Consider the following 16,834-nt stretch of genomic DNA (forward strand, 5'->3'; position numbering starts at 1 on the left):
TGTTATATCAAGGTTTATAGACTATGGGTTACTGAGGGTTACTGAATTTTCTATAACAGCCTATAAGAAAATAAATAAATAAAAAAATAATATATATATAGGGCTTTAATAGATAACCAAGTAATCTTAGTAACCTTGATGACTAAAAAAAGCCTTGAACCCTTGATACGACTGGTTTTGTAGTGGGTTACTGAATAAAAAACTTAGTAACCCTCGATAACCCTTTAAAAAAAGAGGTGTAATATGCATCCAAAACAGATATGTGTTGATGTTCAATCGATGGGAGCGAAGCTCGTTCTTGATGGAAATGATTTATACATTGAGAACCATGAAAAGGTTGCTCCTGAAATTGAATCAGTTATTAAAGAATATAAGCTACGGATTATTAAATACTTGCAAGGTAATTATTCGGACCAGGATCATGCAGTAAAACAAACGATAGATAAAATTATTAATTTTTTTATCGGTGTTGAGCAAGATATGAATCCAAAAATAAATGATTGGTTTAATCATGATGAAGCTGCAGCAAGGTTAGTTATGGAATTAACATTAAACTTTTCACTTAATGGTTGGTTATATGTAAAAGAATCTGTGGCCAACTATGAAAATAAATTAACAGATGGGCTTTCACAAGAAATATTCAATCGTGCAATGTCGCACTTTAAGAAAGGAGCATGAAAATGAGATATCAATTCAGGGTCTGGAATGTAATGAGTAAAAAGATGCTGGGTTGGGGAGAAATCTTTGATTTACCAGCATGGGAGATTTTCCCCGGAACACCTGAACAACGCGCATTTAATGTTATGCAATACACAGGGTTAAAAGACAAGAACGGTAAGGAGATTTATGAAGGGGATGTTCTTGATTTATCTTTAGGTGACGATAGTGTCCTTCGATGTGAAGTTATTTATGAAGCTCCTTCATTCTGTCGGAAATGGTATAACGCAAATACAATTCGCTTGAGACAAAGAGAGATAGAACCTATGGCATGGAATACTCATATTGTTTATGAGGTAATCGGAAACATATACGAAAACCCAGAGTTATTGGAGCGATAAATATGAGTGCTATACATTATCGATACTCAGAAAAAGAGTTAAAGGAAATCCTGGATAAATTAGAAATCATGGTGGATACAAGGGAACAGAAAAATCAACATGTACTTGATTATTTTCGTAAAAAGGATGTTAGATTCAGACTTAGAAAAATTGATACGGCTGATTATTCAGCAGTAATTCCTAAGAATCCTGAAATGGGTATTACACGAGATATTTATTTAAGTGCTGGGGTAGAACGTAAAAATGGTGTAGATGAATTAGTTCAATCGATTAAAGATCGTACAAGGTTTGAAAATGAATTGATTCGCGCCGCTAAACATCCATTTGTGCTACTTGTGGAGGATCTAAAAGGTTATCAAAAAATATTAAAAGGTGAGTATATAAGTCAATACAAACCTGAAGCGTTACTTGGTAGTTTAAAAACATTTGAAGTGCGATATGGCTTTTCAACAGTATTTATTGAGCCTGCTACAACCGGTAATTACATATATCATCATTTCTTATACATGGCTCGTGAGTATCTAAAGAAAGGCGTCATATGATGAAAACCAAAACAATTAAAGGAGAAATAAATCATGACTAAAATTCAATTGAACGTTTTATTCAAGAAAATGCAAAAGGATGATAAAAAGGAAGTTTTAATGTTTCATGTATTAAGTGATGAATTACCACATGCTGACGAATTATTAAAAATGCCAGGTACTATTGTTCATCTAACTGTGGAGAAAAGTGAAGTTGAACCAATCGGTGCTGAATTTGTTTCTATTCAACGTGATAGCAAGAAAACAGTTCTTAAATTCAATGTAAAAGGTGATACGAAAGATAAGATTAATAAGCTTTATCCATTTGCTGGTGAAAATGTTTCTATTACTCTTGAGCCTTCTCAAATGTCTATTGATGAATTTTACGAAGAGTAAATATAAGTCCTGGGCTTCGGCTCAGGATATTAATCTTGTCGACATGTTTCGACATAAAAATGACCGTCAGAATCATAGTAATCTGAAGTTGTTTTTCTTTTTTAATACAAATAGGTGTATAAGTCTTAAGACGTCTAATAAAGGAAGATAAACGTGTTTTATGAGATTTGAAGTTTCGTAGTAGAAATGGAGGCGATTAAGTGACTTATTTACAACAGATTAATGAAATAGCATCTAAATTACCTTTACCAGTATTACAAGATATCAATAATCGTATAAGAGATTGGATTGCAAGTGGTGGAGAAGAAAATGATGAATATATTGGCCAACAATTACGATTTGCTCAAAACTATTTGAAAATGCATGGCGAGTAAAAATAATTGTGGAAGATCCAAAGAAAGTAGGTGAATCATCATTTGTTTAACTGGCTAAAGGTATATCAAGAATTAGAACAGGATATTGCGTATCTAGATTACAACTTAGAAAAAACAAAAGCTGAATTAAAACGCTGGGTCAGTGGTGATTTGCGAGAAGTACGTTTAACTGCTGAATCGGAAGGTGCAAAGGTAGAAGAACGTATTGAAGCAATTGAATATGAATTAGCGTACAAAATGAATGACATGTATAAACTGAAAGAATTAATTAATACCTTCAAAGGGTTGGAACATAAAATTGCATATCTTAAATATGTGGAAGGCATGACATTAGAAAAGATTGCTGAAGAACTTAACTACAGTTCACAGTACATTTACAACAAACATGCTGCCATGAGAGAAAAGGTTGAGTACTCAAATAGAACTTAACATTTACTTAAGGTAAGTAATCATTATACAAACCCTTGAAAAAATGAATTATAGTAATAACATAAGAAATTGACGAAAGGGCAACTGGTGCACGGTTGCTCTTTTAAGGGTTTTATTATAGTTTTATATTGTTTTAATTTTGAAGTAAATGATAAAATTGTATTAAAACAATATGGGGGATAAGTTATGGATAATCCAAATAAAAATAAAACTTGTTTTATTATCACACCGATTGGTGATGATCAATCTGATATAAGAAGGGCTGCTGATGGAGTAATAGATGCAGTAATTACACCAGAATTATTAAAAATTGGGTTTTCTGAGGAGAATATTAAAGTTGCACATAGAATGGCAAATCCAGGTTCTATAAATCAGCAAGTTATTGAATGCATCCTAGAATCAGATTTAGCCATAGCTAATCTTACTACCTTAAATCCAAATGTAATGTATGAGCTTGCAATTAGGCATGCTGTTAGAAAACCTGTTATTCAACTTATTCAAAAAGGAACAAAGAAATTACCTTTCGATATTATTGAAGAACGTACAATTTTTTATGAAGATGATATGTCAGGTGTAATGGAGTTATCTAAAGATTTAGGAGCAATGTTACCTTTTGCTCTTGAAGATAAAGAACCGGATAATCCTATTTATAGGGTTGCAAAGCAAAAAGAAATTATGAAAAAAATTACTACAAATGAAGAACCAATGCAATACATAATTGAACAAATGAACAGTATACAGAGTCAAGTATCAAAATTGGCACCGTTAGTAAATAATAATAAAAATAAATATATTAGAAATGGCGTTGTAATAGATGGTGGTGCGAGACAACAAATGTTTAGATTTTCAGTTGACGATGCTGTAATAAGCCATTCTGAAGTGATGGGTAAACTAAAGGAATTTAAAGAAAATAATCGTGATATGGAGGTAACTTACAGTATTAGTGGCAATGTGTTAACTGTAGTAGGTTCTGGATATCGTACAATAATGCTTGATACATTGCTAAAATATGTACTAAATATAAATGGAGTACAACTATTGAGTACCTCGAAAGTTCTGTTTGATGCATTAGTTTGATGATAATAAATTTAGAAACAAAGCATTCCTTATGGAGTGCTTTTTATTATATAAAATTTACATAGGTGGTGTAGTGGAAAATGATTACTGAAATAAGAAAAACAATATCAGGTACAGAGTATTGGGATAATGAAGAAAAGCGAAGTCTATTTGTTCCAACTGGTGAAGAACCAGAATTTGAGGTAACTGTGAAGCCTAAGAGTATGATTGCTAAATTTGCTGATGATAAAGTAATTGATGTTAAAGTAACTGAATTAGATGATATGACGGTGAAAGAGTTACGTGATTATGCTGCATCGATTAATGTTGAGATTCCAGCTGATGTTAAAAAGAAAGAAGATATCATTAAGTTACTATCATGAAGTACTGTGCTGAACAAGGCTGCAAGACATTAATCGATAAAGGACGATATTGTCTCAATCATAAACGTAAACAGAAGAAGACAGTTGTGTACTCAAAGAACAGATCATTCTATCGTACAAAAGCCTGGCAAGATTTAAAGTCATTCTGTTATCAAAGAGACAAAGGATTGTGTCAACGATGTGGAAGGTTTGTGTTTGGTAAGCAAGCACATCATCATCATATTGTTCCAATTAAAATCAATCCTTCATTAAGATTAGATCCAGATAATATCGATACACTTTGTTCTAGGTGTCATCCGATTGTAGAAAGAGAAACAAATGAAAAATACCAGGAAAAGAAAAAGTTCGACTGGAAACTATAAGCCCCCCTATCAAAAAAAGAAAAGCTGGCCTTATGGGGGGATAGGGAGTGGGGGTGCAAACGCGCACCTCAAAATGGTTTTTTGAAAAAAATTCGTTTTTTTAGGTGGTGATTTAAGGAATGGCCAGAAAATCGAAGGTCGTAATTGAAGCTGAAAAGAAAAAAGAATTAGAAGCGCAGCGTATTATGGATGTTTTGGTTGAAGCCGGAACTTATTCGCCAGCGCTTGATCCATTGATTGAAGTTTATCTTGATGCAGTCGAGATATATAGCGTCAAATATGGATTGTGGAAGAATTCCAACTTTCCAACGGTCCAAAAAACAAAGAATGTAAATGGTGATGTGAAAGAATCAAAGCATCCATTGGCTCAACAAGTTGAAGTCTGGTCTAAGCAAAAAGCGAAATATTTGGGGCAATTAGGACTGGACGGAAAGAACAAAGATTTAATCAAAAAAAGTGGGGTTCTTCTGGAAAAAGGGAAAACAGAAAAAGAGTCCACGGAGCCTAGTGATAGCAATAAATTAGTGCAATTTAGGAAGATGAAAAGCCGATGATTGATTTTGAAACAAATTACGCTGATATATTCGTTTCGGAAGTAGATGCAGCCCCTCACTTATATCCTGATTCTATTAAATTGGCAATCAAACGATATAAGAAATGGAAGAAACGAAAAGATATTTGGTTTGATGTTGAAAAAGCAAATGCAATGATTTATTTCACAGAAACATTCTTAAAACATGCAAAAGGAAAATGGGCAGGGCAGCCATTAATTTTAGAGTCCTGGCAAAAGTTTTACTTTGCTAACATTTATGGTTGGCAAAAATATAATGAAGATGGTAAAGCGGTGCGAGTAATTCGTACGGCTTATTTGCAGGTACCAAAGAAAAACGGGAAAACAATTATGGGCGGTTCACCAGTCATTTATGCGATGTACGGAGAAGGTGTAAAAGGCGCAGATTGTTATATTTCCGCTAATACTTTTGAACAATGTCAAAATGCAGCCGGGCCAATTGCTTTAACGATTGAAAATAGTCCTGATTTACGTCCGGATACGCGTATCTATAAAGGTAAAGAGGATACCATTAAGTCAATTAAATACACATTTGTGGAAGAAGATATTAAATATGCAAATGTAATTAAGGTTCTGACAAAAGATAACGCAGGTAACGAAGGTAAAAATCCATATATCAATTATTTTGATGAAGTTCATGCTCAAATGGACCGCGAACAATACGATAACTTACGTTCAGCCCAAATTGCTCAAGAAGAACCACTCAACATCATCACTTCCACAGCAGGAAAGAATACCGGCTCGCTTGGAACCCAAATTTATACCTATGCAAAAGAAGTTTTGAAGGATGATAAAGATGATTCCTGGTTCATGATGATCTATGAGCCGAACAAAAAGTTTGATTGGACAGACCGTGACGTTTGGCGAATGGTTAATCCAAATATGGATGTATCGGTTAATATGGAGTTTCTTGAGAATGCATTTAAAGAAGCTCAAAACAATAGCTTTAATAAGGCGGAATTCTTATCAAAGCATTTGGATGTATTCGTTAATTATGCCGAAACATATTTCGATAAAGACCAACTGGATAAAATGCTTGTGGACTATTTAGGTGATATTGAAGGATTAACTTGTGTTGTCGGTGTGGACTTATCAAGACGCACGGATTTAACTTGTGTATCAATAAATATTCCAACATACGATGATGAAGGGAATGCGATATTAATCGTTAAGCAAATGTATTTTATCCCGGAGTTTGGAATTGAAGATAAGGAACAGCAAAGGAATGTCCCATATCGAGCGTTAGCTGAAAAAGAATTTGTGACAATTTGTCCTGGAAAAACAGTTGATGAAGAAATGGTAAATCAGTATGTGGAATGGGTATTTGAGAAGTTTGATTTACGTCAAATAAACTATGATCCAGCTCTTGCTGAAAAACTCGTTGAAAAGTGGGAAATGCTTGGGATTCAATGTGTAGAGGTTCCGCAGTATCCAACGCACATGAATGAGCCGTTTGATGACTTTGAAATTTTATTACTCCAGGATCGAATTAAAACAGACAATCCTTTACTTATTTTCTGTGCAAGTAACGCAAAAATAATTACAAACATTAATAATTTAAAAACACCATCTAAACGTAAATCACCGGAGCATATCGATGGGTTTGTGGCCATGTTAATTGGTCATAAAGAAACATTAAATATGATGGAGGATGCTATTCCAGATGAAGATTACGATGAATATTTAGATGACATTTATAGATAATATTTCTAATTCATCAGTTATACTAAATATGGATATTAACTGATAAGGAAGTGTTTTCATGAAAGAAATTAAAGAACTAATTCAAGCTTTAAGTCCAATTTTAACAGTCGTGAGTACATTGACAGCTGTGTGGTTAACTCAGAAATGGAATAGACAAACCCAAAATGATTTATTAGAGCAACAATTAATGAGAGATGAAATTAAGGAAAAGAGAAATGAAATCAAAGAAACTTTAGAAGTTTATAATCAGGTTCTTAAGCTAGATGGTGAATTTACAATGATAACATATATCGGGGGACCTATTGTAGAATTTGATTTGGATAAATATCAGAAAGAAATTAGACCTATAATTTATGAAAAATATCATTTATTACATGATAATGTTGCAGAAATTGTAACCCGAATAGATGACCATATAAAAAGGTGTTCATATTATGAAGATACTACAAGAGATGATCATACTGAGTTTTGTGATGAATACACAATGTTAATTGGTAACATAATGGTCCATATTCATGAGTTCCGCAAAGGAGATGCGGTTTAAGAAAGGCGGTGAGAAATTGAGTTTAAGAGATAGATTTTCAAATTTTTTATTTAGACAAGCTGAAAAGCGTGGTTATCTGGATGATGTTTTAGGAAAAAGCATTCGTTACGGCGGTGTGTATGTTACGGATTCAAACATCTTGCAATCTAGTGATGTATATGAATTGTTACAAGACATCAGTAATCAAATGGTATTGGCTGATATTGTTGTGGAAGATGAATTTGGTAATGAGATTAAAGATGATATTGCACTTCGTATTTTAAAGAATCCTAATAATTACTTAACACAATCAGAATTCATTAAATTAATGACAAATACCTATTTACTCGAGGGAGAAACGTTCCCTATATTAAATGGCACTCAAATACATTTAGCTTCAAATGTGTTTACAGAGCTAGATGATAATTTAGTAGAACATTTTAATATTGGTGGTCAAGAGGTTCCCTCTTTTATGATTCGTCATGTAAAAAATATTGGCGCAGATCATTTAAGAGGAAAAGGTCTTCTTGATTTAGGAAGAGATACACTTGAGGGTGTTATGTCAGCTGAGAAAACCTTGACCGATAAGTACAAAAAAGGTGGATTACTAGCATTTCTATTAAAATTAGATGCGCATATCAATCCACAGAATGGTACACAGTCAAAATTAATTAAAAAGATTTTAGATCAGTTGGAATCAATTGATGATGCAAGGTCAGTTAAGATGATTCCTCTAGGAAAAGGTTATGAAATAGAAACGCTTAAAAGCCCGTTAGACGATGAAAAGACTCTAGCATACCTAAATGTATACAAAAAGGATTTGGGTAAGTTTTTAGGTATAAATGTGGATACATACACAGAGTTAATCAAAGAAGATATTGAGAAAGCAATGATGTATATCCACAATAAAGCAGTTAGACCAATAATGAAAAATTTTGAAGACCATTTGAGTCTTCTTTTTTATGGACAAAGTTCGGGGAAACGAATCAAATTCAAGATTAATATTCTTGATTTTGTTACTTATAGCAACAAGACAAATATCGGTTATAACCTGGTACGTACCGCTATTACTTCGCCTGACAATGTTGCCGATATGCTTGGATTCCCTAAACAAAATACAAAGGAATCACAATCTATTTATATTTCAAATGATTTAACTGAAATCGGTAAGAAAGAAGCAAACGATGGTTCATTGGGGGGAGGTGAAGAGAATGAAAATTGAGGTTCGAGGGAATCAAGTCATACTTGATGGTTATGTGAATGTTGTGGACAGAGAAAGTCGAATGTTGCCTTCTCCAAGGGGATATTTCAAAGAGAGAATTGTCCCAAAGACGTTTGAAAAAGCGTTAAAGAAAGCAAATAATGTGGACTTGCTGTTTAACCATGATAAAAATAGAAATCTCGGTTCTATTGAAAACGGAAATCTGGAATTGTATGAAGATAATATTGGTTTAAGAGCCATTGCTACGGTTACAGATGAACAAGTGATTGAAAAGGCAAGGAATAAAGAATTGCGTGGCTGGTCATTTGGTTTTGTTTCTGAAAAGGACTCCTGGGAAGAGGGCGAAGCTGGTGTTCAAAAACGATCTATTGAAGAATTAGAACTCTTAGAAGTTTCTATTTTGGATATGACACCAGCCTATGTTGCCACTTCCATTGAAACCAGGGGCGAAAATGCAACCATGATTGAAATGAGAAGTACAGAAGCAGCTGTAAAAACAGTTGTGGAAGATGATACAGAAGAAAGAAACAACATTATTAAACAAATAAAAAAAGTCCTGGAGGAAAATTAACATGAATTTAAAAGAAATCTTAAAAGCATCTCAAGCACGAAATAAAGCTCGCTTAGCAGAATTAAAAGGGAAAGTAGAGAAGGGTGAAGTCCGTTCAGAAGAATTAGCGGCAGTTAAGGCTGAAGTAGAAGCATTAACAGAAGAAGCGAAAACTCTTGCTAATGAATTAGCGAAATTAGAAGAGGAAGAAAAAGAAGATCCAGACAAAAAGAAAGATGAAGATCCAGAGAAAAAAGAAGACCCAGCAGCAAAAGAAAATCCAGATGTAAAAACGGAGCTGTCAGAAGAGCAACGTTCAGCTATTTCAGCATCTATCGCAGCAGCTCTTTCTACTAAAGGTCATCGTACGAATAAAGAAACAGAAATTCGTTCCGTATTTGCTAACTATATTGTAGGTAATATTGATGAAAAGGAAGCACGTGCATTAGGGTTAGTTACTGGTAATGGCTCAGTTACAATTCCAGATTTCTTAAGTAAAGAAATTATTACGTATGCCCAAGAAGAAAACTTCTTACGTCGATTAGGAACAGGAGTAAAAACAAAAGAAAACATTAAGTATCCTGTTTTAGTTAAAAAAGCAGAAGCACAAGGTCATAAAAATGAACGAACAAATAATGAAATTCCAGAAACAGATATTGAATTCGATGAAATCGAACTATCCCCAACAGAGTTTGATGCGCTTGCTACAGTAACGAAAAAGTTATTGGCACGTACAGGCTTACCGATTGAACAAATTGTTATGGATGAGCTGAAAAAAGCTTATGTTCGTAAAGAAACTCAATATATGGTTAATGGTGATGAAGCTAATAATATCAATGATGGTGCATTGGCAAAGAAAGCAGTTGAATTTAAAACTGATGAAAAGAATCTTTATGATGCATTAGTAAAAATGAAAAATACACCCGTTAAAGAAGTGCGTAAAAAAGCACGATGGGTGTTAAATACGGCAGCACTAACAAAAATTGAAACGATGAAAACAGATGACGGCTTCCCATTACTTCGTCCATTTAATCAAGTTGAAGGCGGAATTGGCTATACGTTATTAGGCTTCCCTGTTGAGGAAGAAGATGCAATTGATATTCCAGATGCACCAGATACACCAGTATTCTATTTCGGTGACTTCTCTAAGTTCTATATTCAAGATGTCATTGGATCATTAGAGGTACAAAAGTTAGTTGAGTTATTCTCACGTACAAACCGTGTAGGTTTCCGTATCTGGAACTTACTAGATGCTCAATTAATTCATTCTCCATTTGAAGTTCCAGTTTATAAGTACGTCTTGAAACAGCAAACTACTCCAGGTGCTTAATATGGATGATTTAATTAGCAAATTTAAAGAACATATAAGATGGGATGAGGGTATGGATGATTCTATGCTCTCATTTTATTTGAAACAAGGACAAAATTATGTTCTCAAGGCAACTGGTGAGCAAACAGAATATCTAGTTATTATGTGTGCTGGTATCTTTTATGAGTATCGTGTATCCGAAAAAGAATTGAGTGCAGCTTTAGATGCAATGACACCTTTCTTTGTCCAGGAGGTATTTAGTGATGCCGAAGAGATTGAGTAATAACAGAAAACATCGAATAACTTTTATTAAAACTGAGACGAGTAAAGATGACTTAGGGCAGGTTATCGATGAGAAAGATGTTGATTATGCTATTTGTTGGGCAGATATTAAAACAATGCTAGGAAAAGAATATTTTGCGGCGGCAGCATCTCAAGCGGAAAGAACGTACCGTTTTATTATTCGATATCGGCCTGACATTGAAACAACTATGAAAATTAAGTTTAAAGGACGTATTTTTGACATAACACATCCTCCAATTAATGATGGCGAAAGTAATGAAACGCTCACTATTATTGCTCAAGAACGTGTGTGAGGTGAAGTTTAATGGGAAGTATCGATAGTCTATCAGCTGATATTGCAAGAGAGTTGCAGCGATATGCGAATGTTGTTGAAGAGGAAATTGAGGTTGCAAAGGAAAAAGTAGCAGATGCCCTAGTAGAAGAATTAAAGCAAAAAAGCCCTAAAGATACGGGTAAATATGCTAAAGGGTGGCGTAAAAAGAGAATGAGAGATGCAATTATTGTTCACAATGCAACGAAGCATCAGGTTGCACATTTATTAGAATTTGGCCATGCGAAAGCCAATGGAGGGCGTGTTCCACCAAAAGTTCACATTGCTCCAGCTGAAGAGCATGCGATTAATGATTTTGTTGAGCGTGTGGAAAGGGCGGTTCAACAATGACATTAGGTGAATTAAAGAAGATTTTAGATGCTACAGGATATCCTGTGGCTTATTCGCATTTCACAGCAACACCAACTAATCCAGTTCCAGCGCCACCTTATATTTGTTTTCTTGTGGACGGATCAGCAAATTTAATGGCCGACAACAAGGTCTATCACAAGATAAATGACTTAAACATAGAGCTTTATACAACTAGAAAAGATTTAGTTGCAGAAGCCAAACTTGAAAAGGTCCTTGATGATAATGAAATACCATACGATTCGCCATTCGAAGGGATTATTGAATCTGAAAAAATGTATCAAAAATTTTATGAAATGAGGTTGATATAAATGGGTGAGAACAAAGTTACTTTCGGTTTAAAAAATGTTTATTATGCATTGTATGAAATTTTAGATGGGGTAGTAAAATTTAAAACTCCAATTCCGATTCCAGGAGCTGTTGAACTAACATTAGATCCACGAGGGGATTTAATTGAGTTCTATGCTGATGACATGCTTTACTACTCTGCAAGTAATAACCAAGGATATGATGGTGCATTAAATATCGCTACAATTCCAGAAAAATTTGCTGTAGATGTTTTAGGTGAAGAGTTAGACGAAGTAGACGGTGTACTAAATGAACTAGCTGATGCCAAAGGAAAACAATTTGCATTGTTATTTGAATTTGATGGAGATGAAAAAGCGACTCGTCATGTTCTATTTAACAATTCAGCAAGTCGTCCTACAGTTGCATCTAAGACGAAAACAAATTCAGCTGAACCAAATACGAATGAACTTAAATTTGTTTCTAGTCCAATTGATATTAATGGTAGACGTATGGTTAAGACAAAAACTACATCTAAAACAACACAAGCAGTTTATGATAATTGGTTCAAAGAAGTATATACAAAAAAATCAGTAGAGATACAAAAGGGAGCGTAAGTGAGTGGAAAAGACAATTACAATAGACGGAAAACAAGTCCGATTAAAAAGTACAGCAGCTACTGTTAAACGATATAAAGCGCAATTCAGACGTGATTTATTTGCTGATATGTTTAAGTTAGGAATTTTGTCTCCTTCAAATCCTCAAGAGGGTTCGCTAGGCACTATTGATTTAGCAAATATTGATTCAAGTAAACTGGATTTTGAAGTTGTTTATGATTTAGTTTGGTTATACGCAAAAACAGCAAATCCAGAAATTGCTGAGCCAATTACATGGTTAGACGGTTTTGATGAATTCCCTATCTCAGAGATTATTCCGGAAATTATGGATATGATTCAAAGTACGATGGGCGCAAAAAAAAAATAAAGAAAAATAATGGAGAGCAAGGAACATTCAGTGATGAAGAATTAACCACTGATACGTTCCTTGCTCTTTGTTATAAAGCGAAATTAACGCATTGGGATCTGGACGTCATGACAATTGGTGATTGCTTTGATTACATTGCTGAATTCGCTGAAATGGAGAATCCAGACAAAGAAAAAGTAAGAAAAGCAAACCAAAAAGACTTTGATTCATTCTAAGAAAGGGGTTAGATGATGGCCGGAAGAATTAAAGGGATTACGATTGAAATTGGCGGCGAAACCACAGGTCTTCAAAACGCTTTAAAAGATGTAAATAAGCAGAGTGACAACTTGGCCAAAGAATTAAAAGATGTAGAACGTCTTTTGAAATTCGATCCTGGCAATGTTGAAGCTTTAGCTCAGAAACAAAAGTTATTGACTCAACAAATTGAAAATACAACAGAAAAGCTAGATAAATTGAAAGCAGCAGAACAACAAGTTCAAGTACAATTTCAAAACGGAAAGATTTCTGAAGAACAGTACCGCGCGTTTAGGCGTGAAATTGAATTTACACAAGGGTCACTTGATGGCCTGAAAAATAAGCTCGGTAACATGAAAGCTGAACAAGAGAATGTAGCGAGTTCAACAAGACAACTAGAAACGTTGTTTAGTGCTACAGGAAAAAGCGTTGATGATTTTGCAGGCGCATTAGGTAATCGTCTTGTAAATGCAATTAGAAGCGGTACAGCAACAAGTAAACAATTAGAACAAGCAATTGGAATTATTGGACGGGAAGCATTAGGAACAGAAGCTGACATAGAAAAATTACAACGTGCTCTTCGATCTGTGGATGCTGGAAATTCAATTCAACAAGTTCGAAACGAGTTAAGGGATTTGCAACAAGAGGCTGAGAGAACGGAGAAGAAGTTTGAAGGGCTCCAAGTAGGACTCGAAAACGTCATTGGTGGGTTGGCAGCTGGTGGCGGTATTGCTAGTGCAGTTGAAAAAGCAATGGATATGTCAAAATTGAAAACTAAGATTGATATCACTTTTGATGTTCCAGAGTCTTCGAAAAAATCAGTGGAAGAAGCTATTAGGGGCGTTAGTACTTATGGTATTGACGCTGAAGAAGCATTAGAAGGTGTTCGCAGACAATGGGCATTAAATAAGGATGCTTCTGATGAAACAAATGCCGCTGTGGCTAAAGGAGCAGCGACTATTGCAGCATCCTATGCCGGAATTGATTTTAATGAACTTATACAAGAAACCAATGAGATTGGTGCAACTTTAGGTATTACTAACGAGGAAGCATTGGGGCTAGTTAATACATTATTAAAAACAGGATTTCCACCAGAACAATTAGATATTATCGCTGAATATGGGGATCAAATGATTCAAGCTGGATTTTCGGCTAAAGAAGTCCAAGGAATTATGTCAGCAGGAGTAGATACTAAGAGTTGGAATATCGATAACCTTTTGGATGAAAAATTGTCCCTATGAGTGGTGACATTCATAGAAAACTCCTTTAATTCAGTGAAACTCTCAAATGAGACAATACTGAGCGAAGCCTTTAGCAAAGGAACGTGCAACGACTAGCTGAAAAGCGTAGGGTGTAAGTTAATGACATCCGAAATGGGGAGCATCTTATATAAAAGATGATGATATAGTCTGGTCTGTATAGTGATATACAGAAGTTCATAAGAGAACTGGCAGGATGTTGCGAGTCCTGTTGAACATATCGGGTGTTAAAGAAGGGCGTATCAAAATGGCTGAGTTTGGTGCAGGTGTAGATAAATCTATGCAAGCGGTTTTAGATAAAACAAAAATTTCGGCGGATCAGTTTGAAAAATGGGGTCAAGCTATCGCTCAAGGTGGCGAAGGTGGACAAAAAGCGATGCTTGAAGCCACCAAAGCTTTAGCTGGTGTTGAAAATGCAACAGACAGAAATGCACTTGGCACGAAGATGTTCGGTACTCTTTGGGAAGACCAAGGGAAGAAAATTATCGACACCATTTTGAAAGCGGAAGGTAAACAAGTCGATTTAAAAAAAGGAGTAGAGGACTTACAGGGTGCTACTTCTAAAATAGATGCATCTCCAGCGGTTAAATTTCAACAAGCAATGCAAGATTTACAAGTTGCTCTTCAGCCTGTTCTTGAAGTTATAGCAGATCTTGTCTCTAAATTCGCTGAATGGATTTCTAATAATCCGGAATTAGCAGCAACATTAACAGCGATTGCTGTTGCTATTGGTGTAATTGCAGGGGCGTTCATGGCTTTAGCACCAATAGTTGTCGTCATAACAAGTATAGGATGGGCGATGACAGGATTGATTGCTCTTATTCCAATAATTGTAGCAGCTGTTGTCGCTCTAGGTGTTGCAATTTATAAAAATTGGGATGATATCAAACAATGGACCATTGATGCTTGGAATGCAATTGGAGAATTCTTAGTAGGAATATGGGATGGGATTGTACAATGGGCAAGTGAAACCTGGAATAGTATTAGTGAATCTACATCGGAAGTTTGGAATTCGATTAAAGAATATTTAATGGAGTTATGGAATGGGATAGTTGAGTCCTTGTCTGAAATATGGAGTTCTATCGTTGAAACTACTACAGAAACCTGGAATTCCGTTGTGGAGTATTTGACTGGAATATGGGATGGAGTAGTTGAAACACTATCAGAAGTTTGGAATAGTATCAGTCAAACCACTTCTGAAGTGTGGACGGCGATTAGTGAGTTCTTCCAAGAAACTTGGAATGGATTAGTTGCCTTTCTAACTCCTATTTTACAGGGGATTGCTGATTTCTTCTCTATGATTTGGAATGGCATTTCCACAGTGATTCAAACTGTATGGGGTTTTATTACTCAATACTTACAAGCAATTTGGACGGCTATTTTATACTTTGCTACGCCAATATTTGAAAGTATCAAGAATTTCATTTCTGAATGTTGGAATACCATTAGTTCTACTACAAGTTTTGTATGGGAAACAATTAAGAATTTCTTAGTTTCCTGTTGGAATGGACTTGTAGCGTTTGTTATGCCGATTTTTGAAAAAATCAAGTCCTGGATCATTGCTGTGTGGGATACAATCAGTTCAGCAACAATGTCTGTATGGAATGCTGTTAAGAATTTCTTACAATCATGCTGGAACGGGTTAGTAGCTTTTGTAACGCCAATATTCACCTCAATAAAAGATTGGATTGTGAATACATGGAATACGATTAGTTCCACAACAAGTGCAGTGTGGAATACGATTAAAAGCTATCTATCTAGCTTATGGAACGCAATTGTTTCCACAGCAAGTTCTGTATTCAATAGCATCAAAGAAGCCATTTCAACGGTTTGGAACATGATTAGTAGCGCAAGCAGTAGTATTTGGAATGGTATAAAATCTACACTTTCAAACATTTGGGAAGGTATCAAGTCAACCGCATCTTCTGTCTGGAATGGATTAAAAGAAGCAATTATGACTCCTGTTCGTTGGGTAACTAATGCTGTTAGTGGAGCGTTTGAAGGCATGAAATCAGCAGTATTAGGCGTATGGGATGGTATTAAAAGTGGTATTCGTACAGCTATCAATGGAATCATTCGTATTATTAATAAATTTATAGATGGCTTTAACACACCAGCAGAATTATTAAACAATATACCAGGAGTTAGCGCTCCAACTATTCCACATGTACCAATGCTTGCTAAAGGCGGTAAGCCTGTTGGTGATGGCTCTTTTATAACTGGTGAAGCTGGTCCTGAGCTCTTTACTAAGAGAGGGAATTCAATTACAGTTACGCCATTATCTTCAAAAGAAAGATCTCTCGGTATCACTGGAACTATGAATCAACTAATGAGTGATATGAGCCGGATGATGGCTAGTTCCATGAATCAATTATCAGGGTTAAAGAGTGTTATGAGTGGTGTGTATGGAAATATGTCAAATAGTAGACAAGCTATGGCAGCTGGTGTTGCGAATCCAGTGATTCATTATTCTTCAGGATCATCTGGTGGTGGAGTCATTCCAATGCTTGGTGGAGATTTCGTTGTGGAGGTTCCTGTTGTTTTAGAGGGACGAGATGTAGCGCGTGGTACATATCGCTATACAACCGAATATCAAGAACGAGAAACACAGAGGGATTCAGACTTTTAAGTT

General features: G+C 35.2%; 22 protein-coding genes and 1 pseudogene. All 23 read left to right on the forward strand.

The features are described 5' to 3' along the window. The first annotated feature begins 243 nt into the window (after positions 1–243). The 23 genes and pseudogenes from ACS2CR_RS05945 to ACS2CR_RS06055 all read left to right on the forward strand — a co-directional run bounded on the left by ACS2CR_RS05945 (position 244) and on the right by ACS2CR_RS06055 (position 16,831). Positions 244–678, forward strand: coding sequence for a hypothetical protein (locus ACS2CR_RS05945; protein WP_153602773.1), 435 nt, complete (start codon positions 244–246; stop codon positions 676–678). Between the two features lie 2 nt (positions 679–680). Then, positions 681–1,058, forward strand: coding sequence for a YopX family protein (locus tag ACS2CR_RS05950; RefSeq protein ID WP_176543497.1), 378 nt, complete (start codon positions 681–683; stop codon positions 1,056–1,058). 2 nt (positions 1,059–1,060) lie between these two features. After that, complete coding sequence (locus ACS2CR_RS05955; protein WP_153602772.1) at positions 1,061–1,600, forward strand: ERCC4 domain-containing protein; 540 nt, start codon at positions 1,061–1,063, stop codon at positions 1,598–1,600. Positions 1,601–1,633: 33 nt separating this feature from the next. Then, positions 1,634–1,972: pseudogene (locus tag ACS2CR_RS05960) on the forward strand (hypothetical protein); the annotation flags it as partial. A gap of 203 nt (positions 1,973–2,175) precedes the next feature. Next, positions 2,176–2,349 carry a DUF6877 family protein gene (locus ACS2CR_RS05965; RefSeq protein ID WP_199717429.1) on the forward strand — a complete coding sequence of 58 codons (174 nt, stop codon included), beginning with the start codon at positions 2,176–2,178 and terminating at the stop codon, positions 2,347–2,349. A gap of 42 nt (positions 2,350–2,391) precedes the next feature. Then, on the forward strand, positions 2,392–2,778 hold the full coding sequence (locus ACS2CR_RS05970) for a hypothetical protein (protein WP_153602771.1): 387 nt from the start codon (positions 2,392–2,394) through the stop codon (positions 2,776–2,778). Positions 2,779–2,964: 186 nt separating this feature from the next. Further along, positions 2,965–3,855: a hypothetical protein gene (locus ACS2CR_RS05975; protein ID WP_153602770.1), complete on the forward strand. Its 891-nt coding sequence runs from the start codon at positions 2,965–2,967 to the stop codon at positions 3,853–3,855. Between the two features lie 80 nt (positions 3,856–3,935). Next, a complete protein-coding gene (locus ACS2CR_RS05980; RefSeq protein WP_016084501.1) occupies positions 3,936–4,217 on the forward strand; it encodes a hypothetical protein in 282 nt (93 codons plus the stop codon). Then, entirely contained in the window at positions 4,214–4,579 is a 366-nt protein-coding gene (locus tag ACS2CR_RS05985) for an HNH endonuclease (RefSeq protein WP_098286567.1), read from the forward strand. The genes ACS2CR_RS05980 and ACS2CR_RS05985 overlap by 4 nt, the downstream gene beginning before the upstream one ends. A gap of 119 nt (positions 4,580–4,698) precedes the next feature. Continuing rightward, positions 4,699–5,133: a P27 family phage terminase small subunit gene (locus ACS2CR_RS05990; RefSeq protein ID WP_016125179.1), complete on the forward strand. Its 435-nt coding sequence runs from the start codon at positions 4,699–4,701 to the stop codon at positions 5,131–5,133. After that, complete coding sequence (locus tag ACS2CR_RS05995; protein ID WP_153602769.1) at positions 5,130–6,854, forward strand: terminase large subunit; 1,725 nt, start codon at positions 5,130–5,132, stop codon at positions 6,852–6,854. The genes ACS2CR_RS05990 and ACS2CR_RS05995 overlap by 4 nt, the downstream gene beginning before the upstream one ends. 58 nt (positions 6,855–6,912) lie before the next feature. After that, positions 6,913–7,398: a hypothetical protein gene (locus tag ACS2CR_RS06000; RefSeq protein ID WP_098843059.1), complete on the forward strand. Its 486-nt coding sequence runs from the start codon at positions 6,913–6,915 to the stop codon at positions 7,396–7,398. A gap of 16 nt (positions 7,399–7,414) precedes the next feature. Further along, the gene (locus tag ACS2CR_RS06005) at positions 7,415–8,599 is read left to right on the forward strand and encodes a phage portal protein (RefSeq protein ID WP_153602768.1); all 1,185 of its coding nucleotides are present in this window, start codon (positions 7,415–7,417) and stop codon (positions 8,597–8,599) included. Next, complete coding sequence (locus tag ACS2CR_RS06010; protein ID WP_153602767.1) at positions 8,589–9,170, forward strand: HK97 family phage prohead protease; 582 nt, start codon at positions 8,589–8,591, stop codon at positions 9,168–9,170. The genes ACS2CR_RS06005 and ACS2CR_RS06010 overlap by 11 nt, the downstream gene beginning before the upstream one ends. Before the next feature lies 1 nt (position 9,171). Beyond that, positions 9,172–10,479 (forward strand): phage major capsid protein, encoded by a 1,308-nt coding sequence (locus ACS2CR_RS06015; protein WP_153602766.1) that lies wholly within the window; start codon positions 9,172–9,174, stop codon positions 10,477–10,479. 1 nt (position 10,480) lies between these two features. Continuing rightward, positions 10,481–10,741, forward strand: coding sequence for a head-tail connector protein (locus tag ACS2CR_RS06020; protein WP_086405524.1), 261 nt, complete (start codon positions 10,481–10,483; stop codon positions 10,739–10,741). Next, positions 10,722–11,054 carry a phage head closure protein gene (locus ACS2CR_RS06025; protein ID WP_016125172.1) on the forward strand — a complete coding sequence of 111 codons (333 nt, stop codon included), beginning with the start codon at positions 10,722–10,724 and terminating at the stop codon, positions 11,052–11,054. The genes ACS2CR_RS06020 and ACS2CR_RS06025 overlap by 20 nt, the downstream gene beginning before the upstream one ends. Positions 11,055–11,065: 11 nt before the next feature. Beyond that, on the forward strand, positions 11,066–11,422 hold the full coding sequence (locus ACS2CR_RS06030) for an HK97 gp10 family phage protein (RefSeq protein WP_438906059.1): 357 nt from the start codon (positions 11,066–11,068) through the stop codon (positions 11,420–11,422). Continuing rightward, positions 11,419–11,751 carry a hypothetical protein gene (locus tag ACS2CR_RS06035; RefSeq protein WP_060851549.1) on the forward strand — a complete coding sequence of 111 codons (333 nt, stop codon included), beginning with the start codon at positions 11,419–11,421 and terminating at the stop codon, positions 11,749–11,751. The genes ACS2CR_RS06030 and ACS2CR_RS06035 overlap by 4 nt, the downstream gene beginning before the upstream one ends. After that, entirely contained in the window at positions 11,752–12,342 is a 591-nt protein-coding gene (locus ACS2CR_RS06040) for a major tail protein (RefSeq protein WP_098506942.1), read from the forward strand. A 4-nt stretch (positions 12,343–12,346) separates the two neighbouring features. After that, a complete protein-coding gene (locus ACS2CR_RS06045) occupies positions 12,347–12,709 on the forward strand; it encodes a hypothetical protein (RefSeq protein ID WP_144641230.1) in 363 nt (120 codons plus the stop codon). A gap of 227 nt (positions 12,710–12,936) precedes the next feature. Further along, positions 12,937–14,184 carry a hypothetical protein gene (locus ACS2CR_RS06050; protein ID WP_153602764.1) on the forward strand — a complete coding sequence of 416 codons (1,248 nt, stop codon included), beginning with the start codon at positions 12,937–12,939 and terminating at the stop codon, positions 14,182–14,184. 265 nt (positions 14,185–14,449) lie between these two features. After that, positions 14,450–16,831: a hypothetical protein gene (locus ACS2CR_RS06055; protein WP_153602763.1), complete on the forward strand. Its 2,382-nt coding sequence runs from the start codon at positions 14,450–14,452 to the stop codon at positions 16,829–16,831. Positions 16,832–16,834 lie beyond the last annotated feature (3 nt).

It is taken from the genome of Bacillus cereus group sp. BceL291 (assembly GCF_051776705.1).
Taxonomy (GTDB): domain Bacteria; phylum Bacillota; class Bacilli; order Bacillales; family Bacillaceae_G; genus Bacillus_A; species Bacillus_A cereus.

Bases quoted from the DNA above. Each gene is read 5' to 3' on its own strand.
- ACS2CR_RS05945 (WP_153602773.1), top strand. From the start codon at position 244: ATGCATCCAAAACAGATATGTGTTGATGTTCAATCGATGGGAGCGAAG.
- ACS2CR_RS05950 (WP_176543497.1), top strand. From the start codon at position 681: ATGAGATATCAATTCAGGGTCTGGAATGTAATGAGTAAAAAGATGCTG.
- ACS2CR_RS05955 (WP_153602772.1), top strand. From the start codon at position 1,061: ATGAGTGCTATACATTATCGATACTCAGAAAAAGAGTTAAAGGAAATC.
- ACS2CR_RS05975 (WP_153602770.1), top strand. From the start codon at position 2,965: ATGGATAATCCAAATAAAAATAAAACTTGTTTTATTATCACACCGATT.
- ACS2CR_RS05980 (WP_016084501.1), top strand. From the start codon at position 3,936: ATGATTACTGAAATAAGAAAAACAATATCAGGTACAGAGTATTGGGAT.
- ACS2CR_RS05985 (WP_098286567.1), top strand. From the start codon at position 4,214: ATGAAGTACTGTGCTGAACAAGGCTGCAAGACATTAATCGATAAAGGA.
- ACS2CR_RS05990 (WP_016125179.1), top strand. From the start codon at position 4,699: ATGGCCAGAAAATCGAAGGTCGTAATTGAAGCTGAAAAGAAAAAAGAA.
- ACS2CR_RS05995 (WP_153602769.1), top strand. From the start codon at position 5,130: ATGATTGATTTTGAAACAAATTACGCTGATATATTCGTTTCGGAAGTA.
- ACS2CR_RS06000 (WP_098843059.1), top strand. From the start codon at position 6,913: ATGAAAGAAATTAAAGAACTAATTCAAGCTTTAAGTCCAATTTTAACA.
- ACS2CR_RS06010 (WP_153602767.1), top strand. From the start codon at position 8,589: ATGAAAATTGAGGTTCGAGGGAATCAAGTCATACTTGATGGTTATGTG.
- ACS2CR_RS06015 (WP_153602766.1), top strand. From the start codon at position 9,172: ATGAATTTAAAAGAAATCTTAAAAGCATCTCAAGCACGAAATAAAGCT.
- ACS2CR_RS06020 (WP_086405524.1), top strand. From the start codon at position 10,481: ATGGATGATTTAATTAGCAAATTTAAAGAACATATAAGATGGGATGAG.
- ACS2CR_RS06025 (WP_016125172.1), top strand. From the start codon at position 10,722: ATGCCGAAGAGATTGAGTAATAACAGAAAACATCGAATAACTTTTATT.
- ACS2CR_RS06030 (WP_438906059.1), top strand. From the start codon at position 11,066: ATGGGAAGTATCGATAGTCTATCAGCTGATATTGCAAGAGAGTTGCAG.
- ACS2CR_RS06035 (WP_060851549.1), top strand. From the start codon at position 11,419: ATGACATTAGGTGAATTAAAGAAGATTTTAGATGCTACAGGATATCCT.
- ACS2CR_RS06040 (WP_098506942.1), top strand. From the start codon at position 11,752: ATGGGTGAGAACAAAGTTACTTTCGGTTTAAAAAATGTTTATTATGCA.
- ACS2CR_RS06050 (WP_153602764.1), top strand. From the start codon at position 12,937: ATGATGGCCGGAAGAATTAAAGGGATTACGATTGAAATTGGCGGCGAA.
- ACS2CR_RS06055 (WP_153602763.1), top strand. From the start codon at position 14,450: ATGGCTGAGTTTGGTGCAGGTGTAGATAAATCTATGCAAGCGGTTTTA.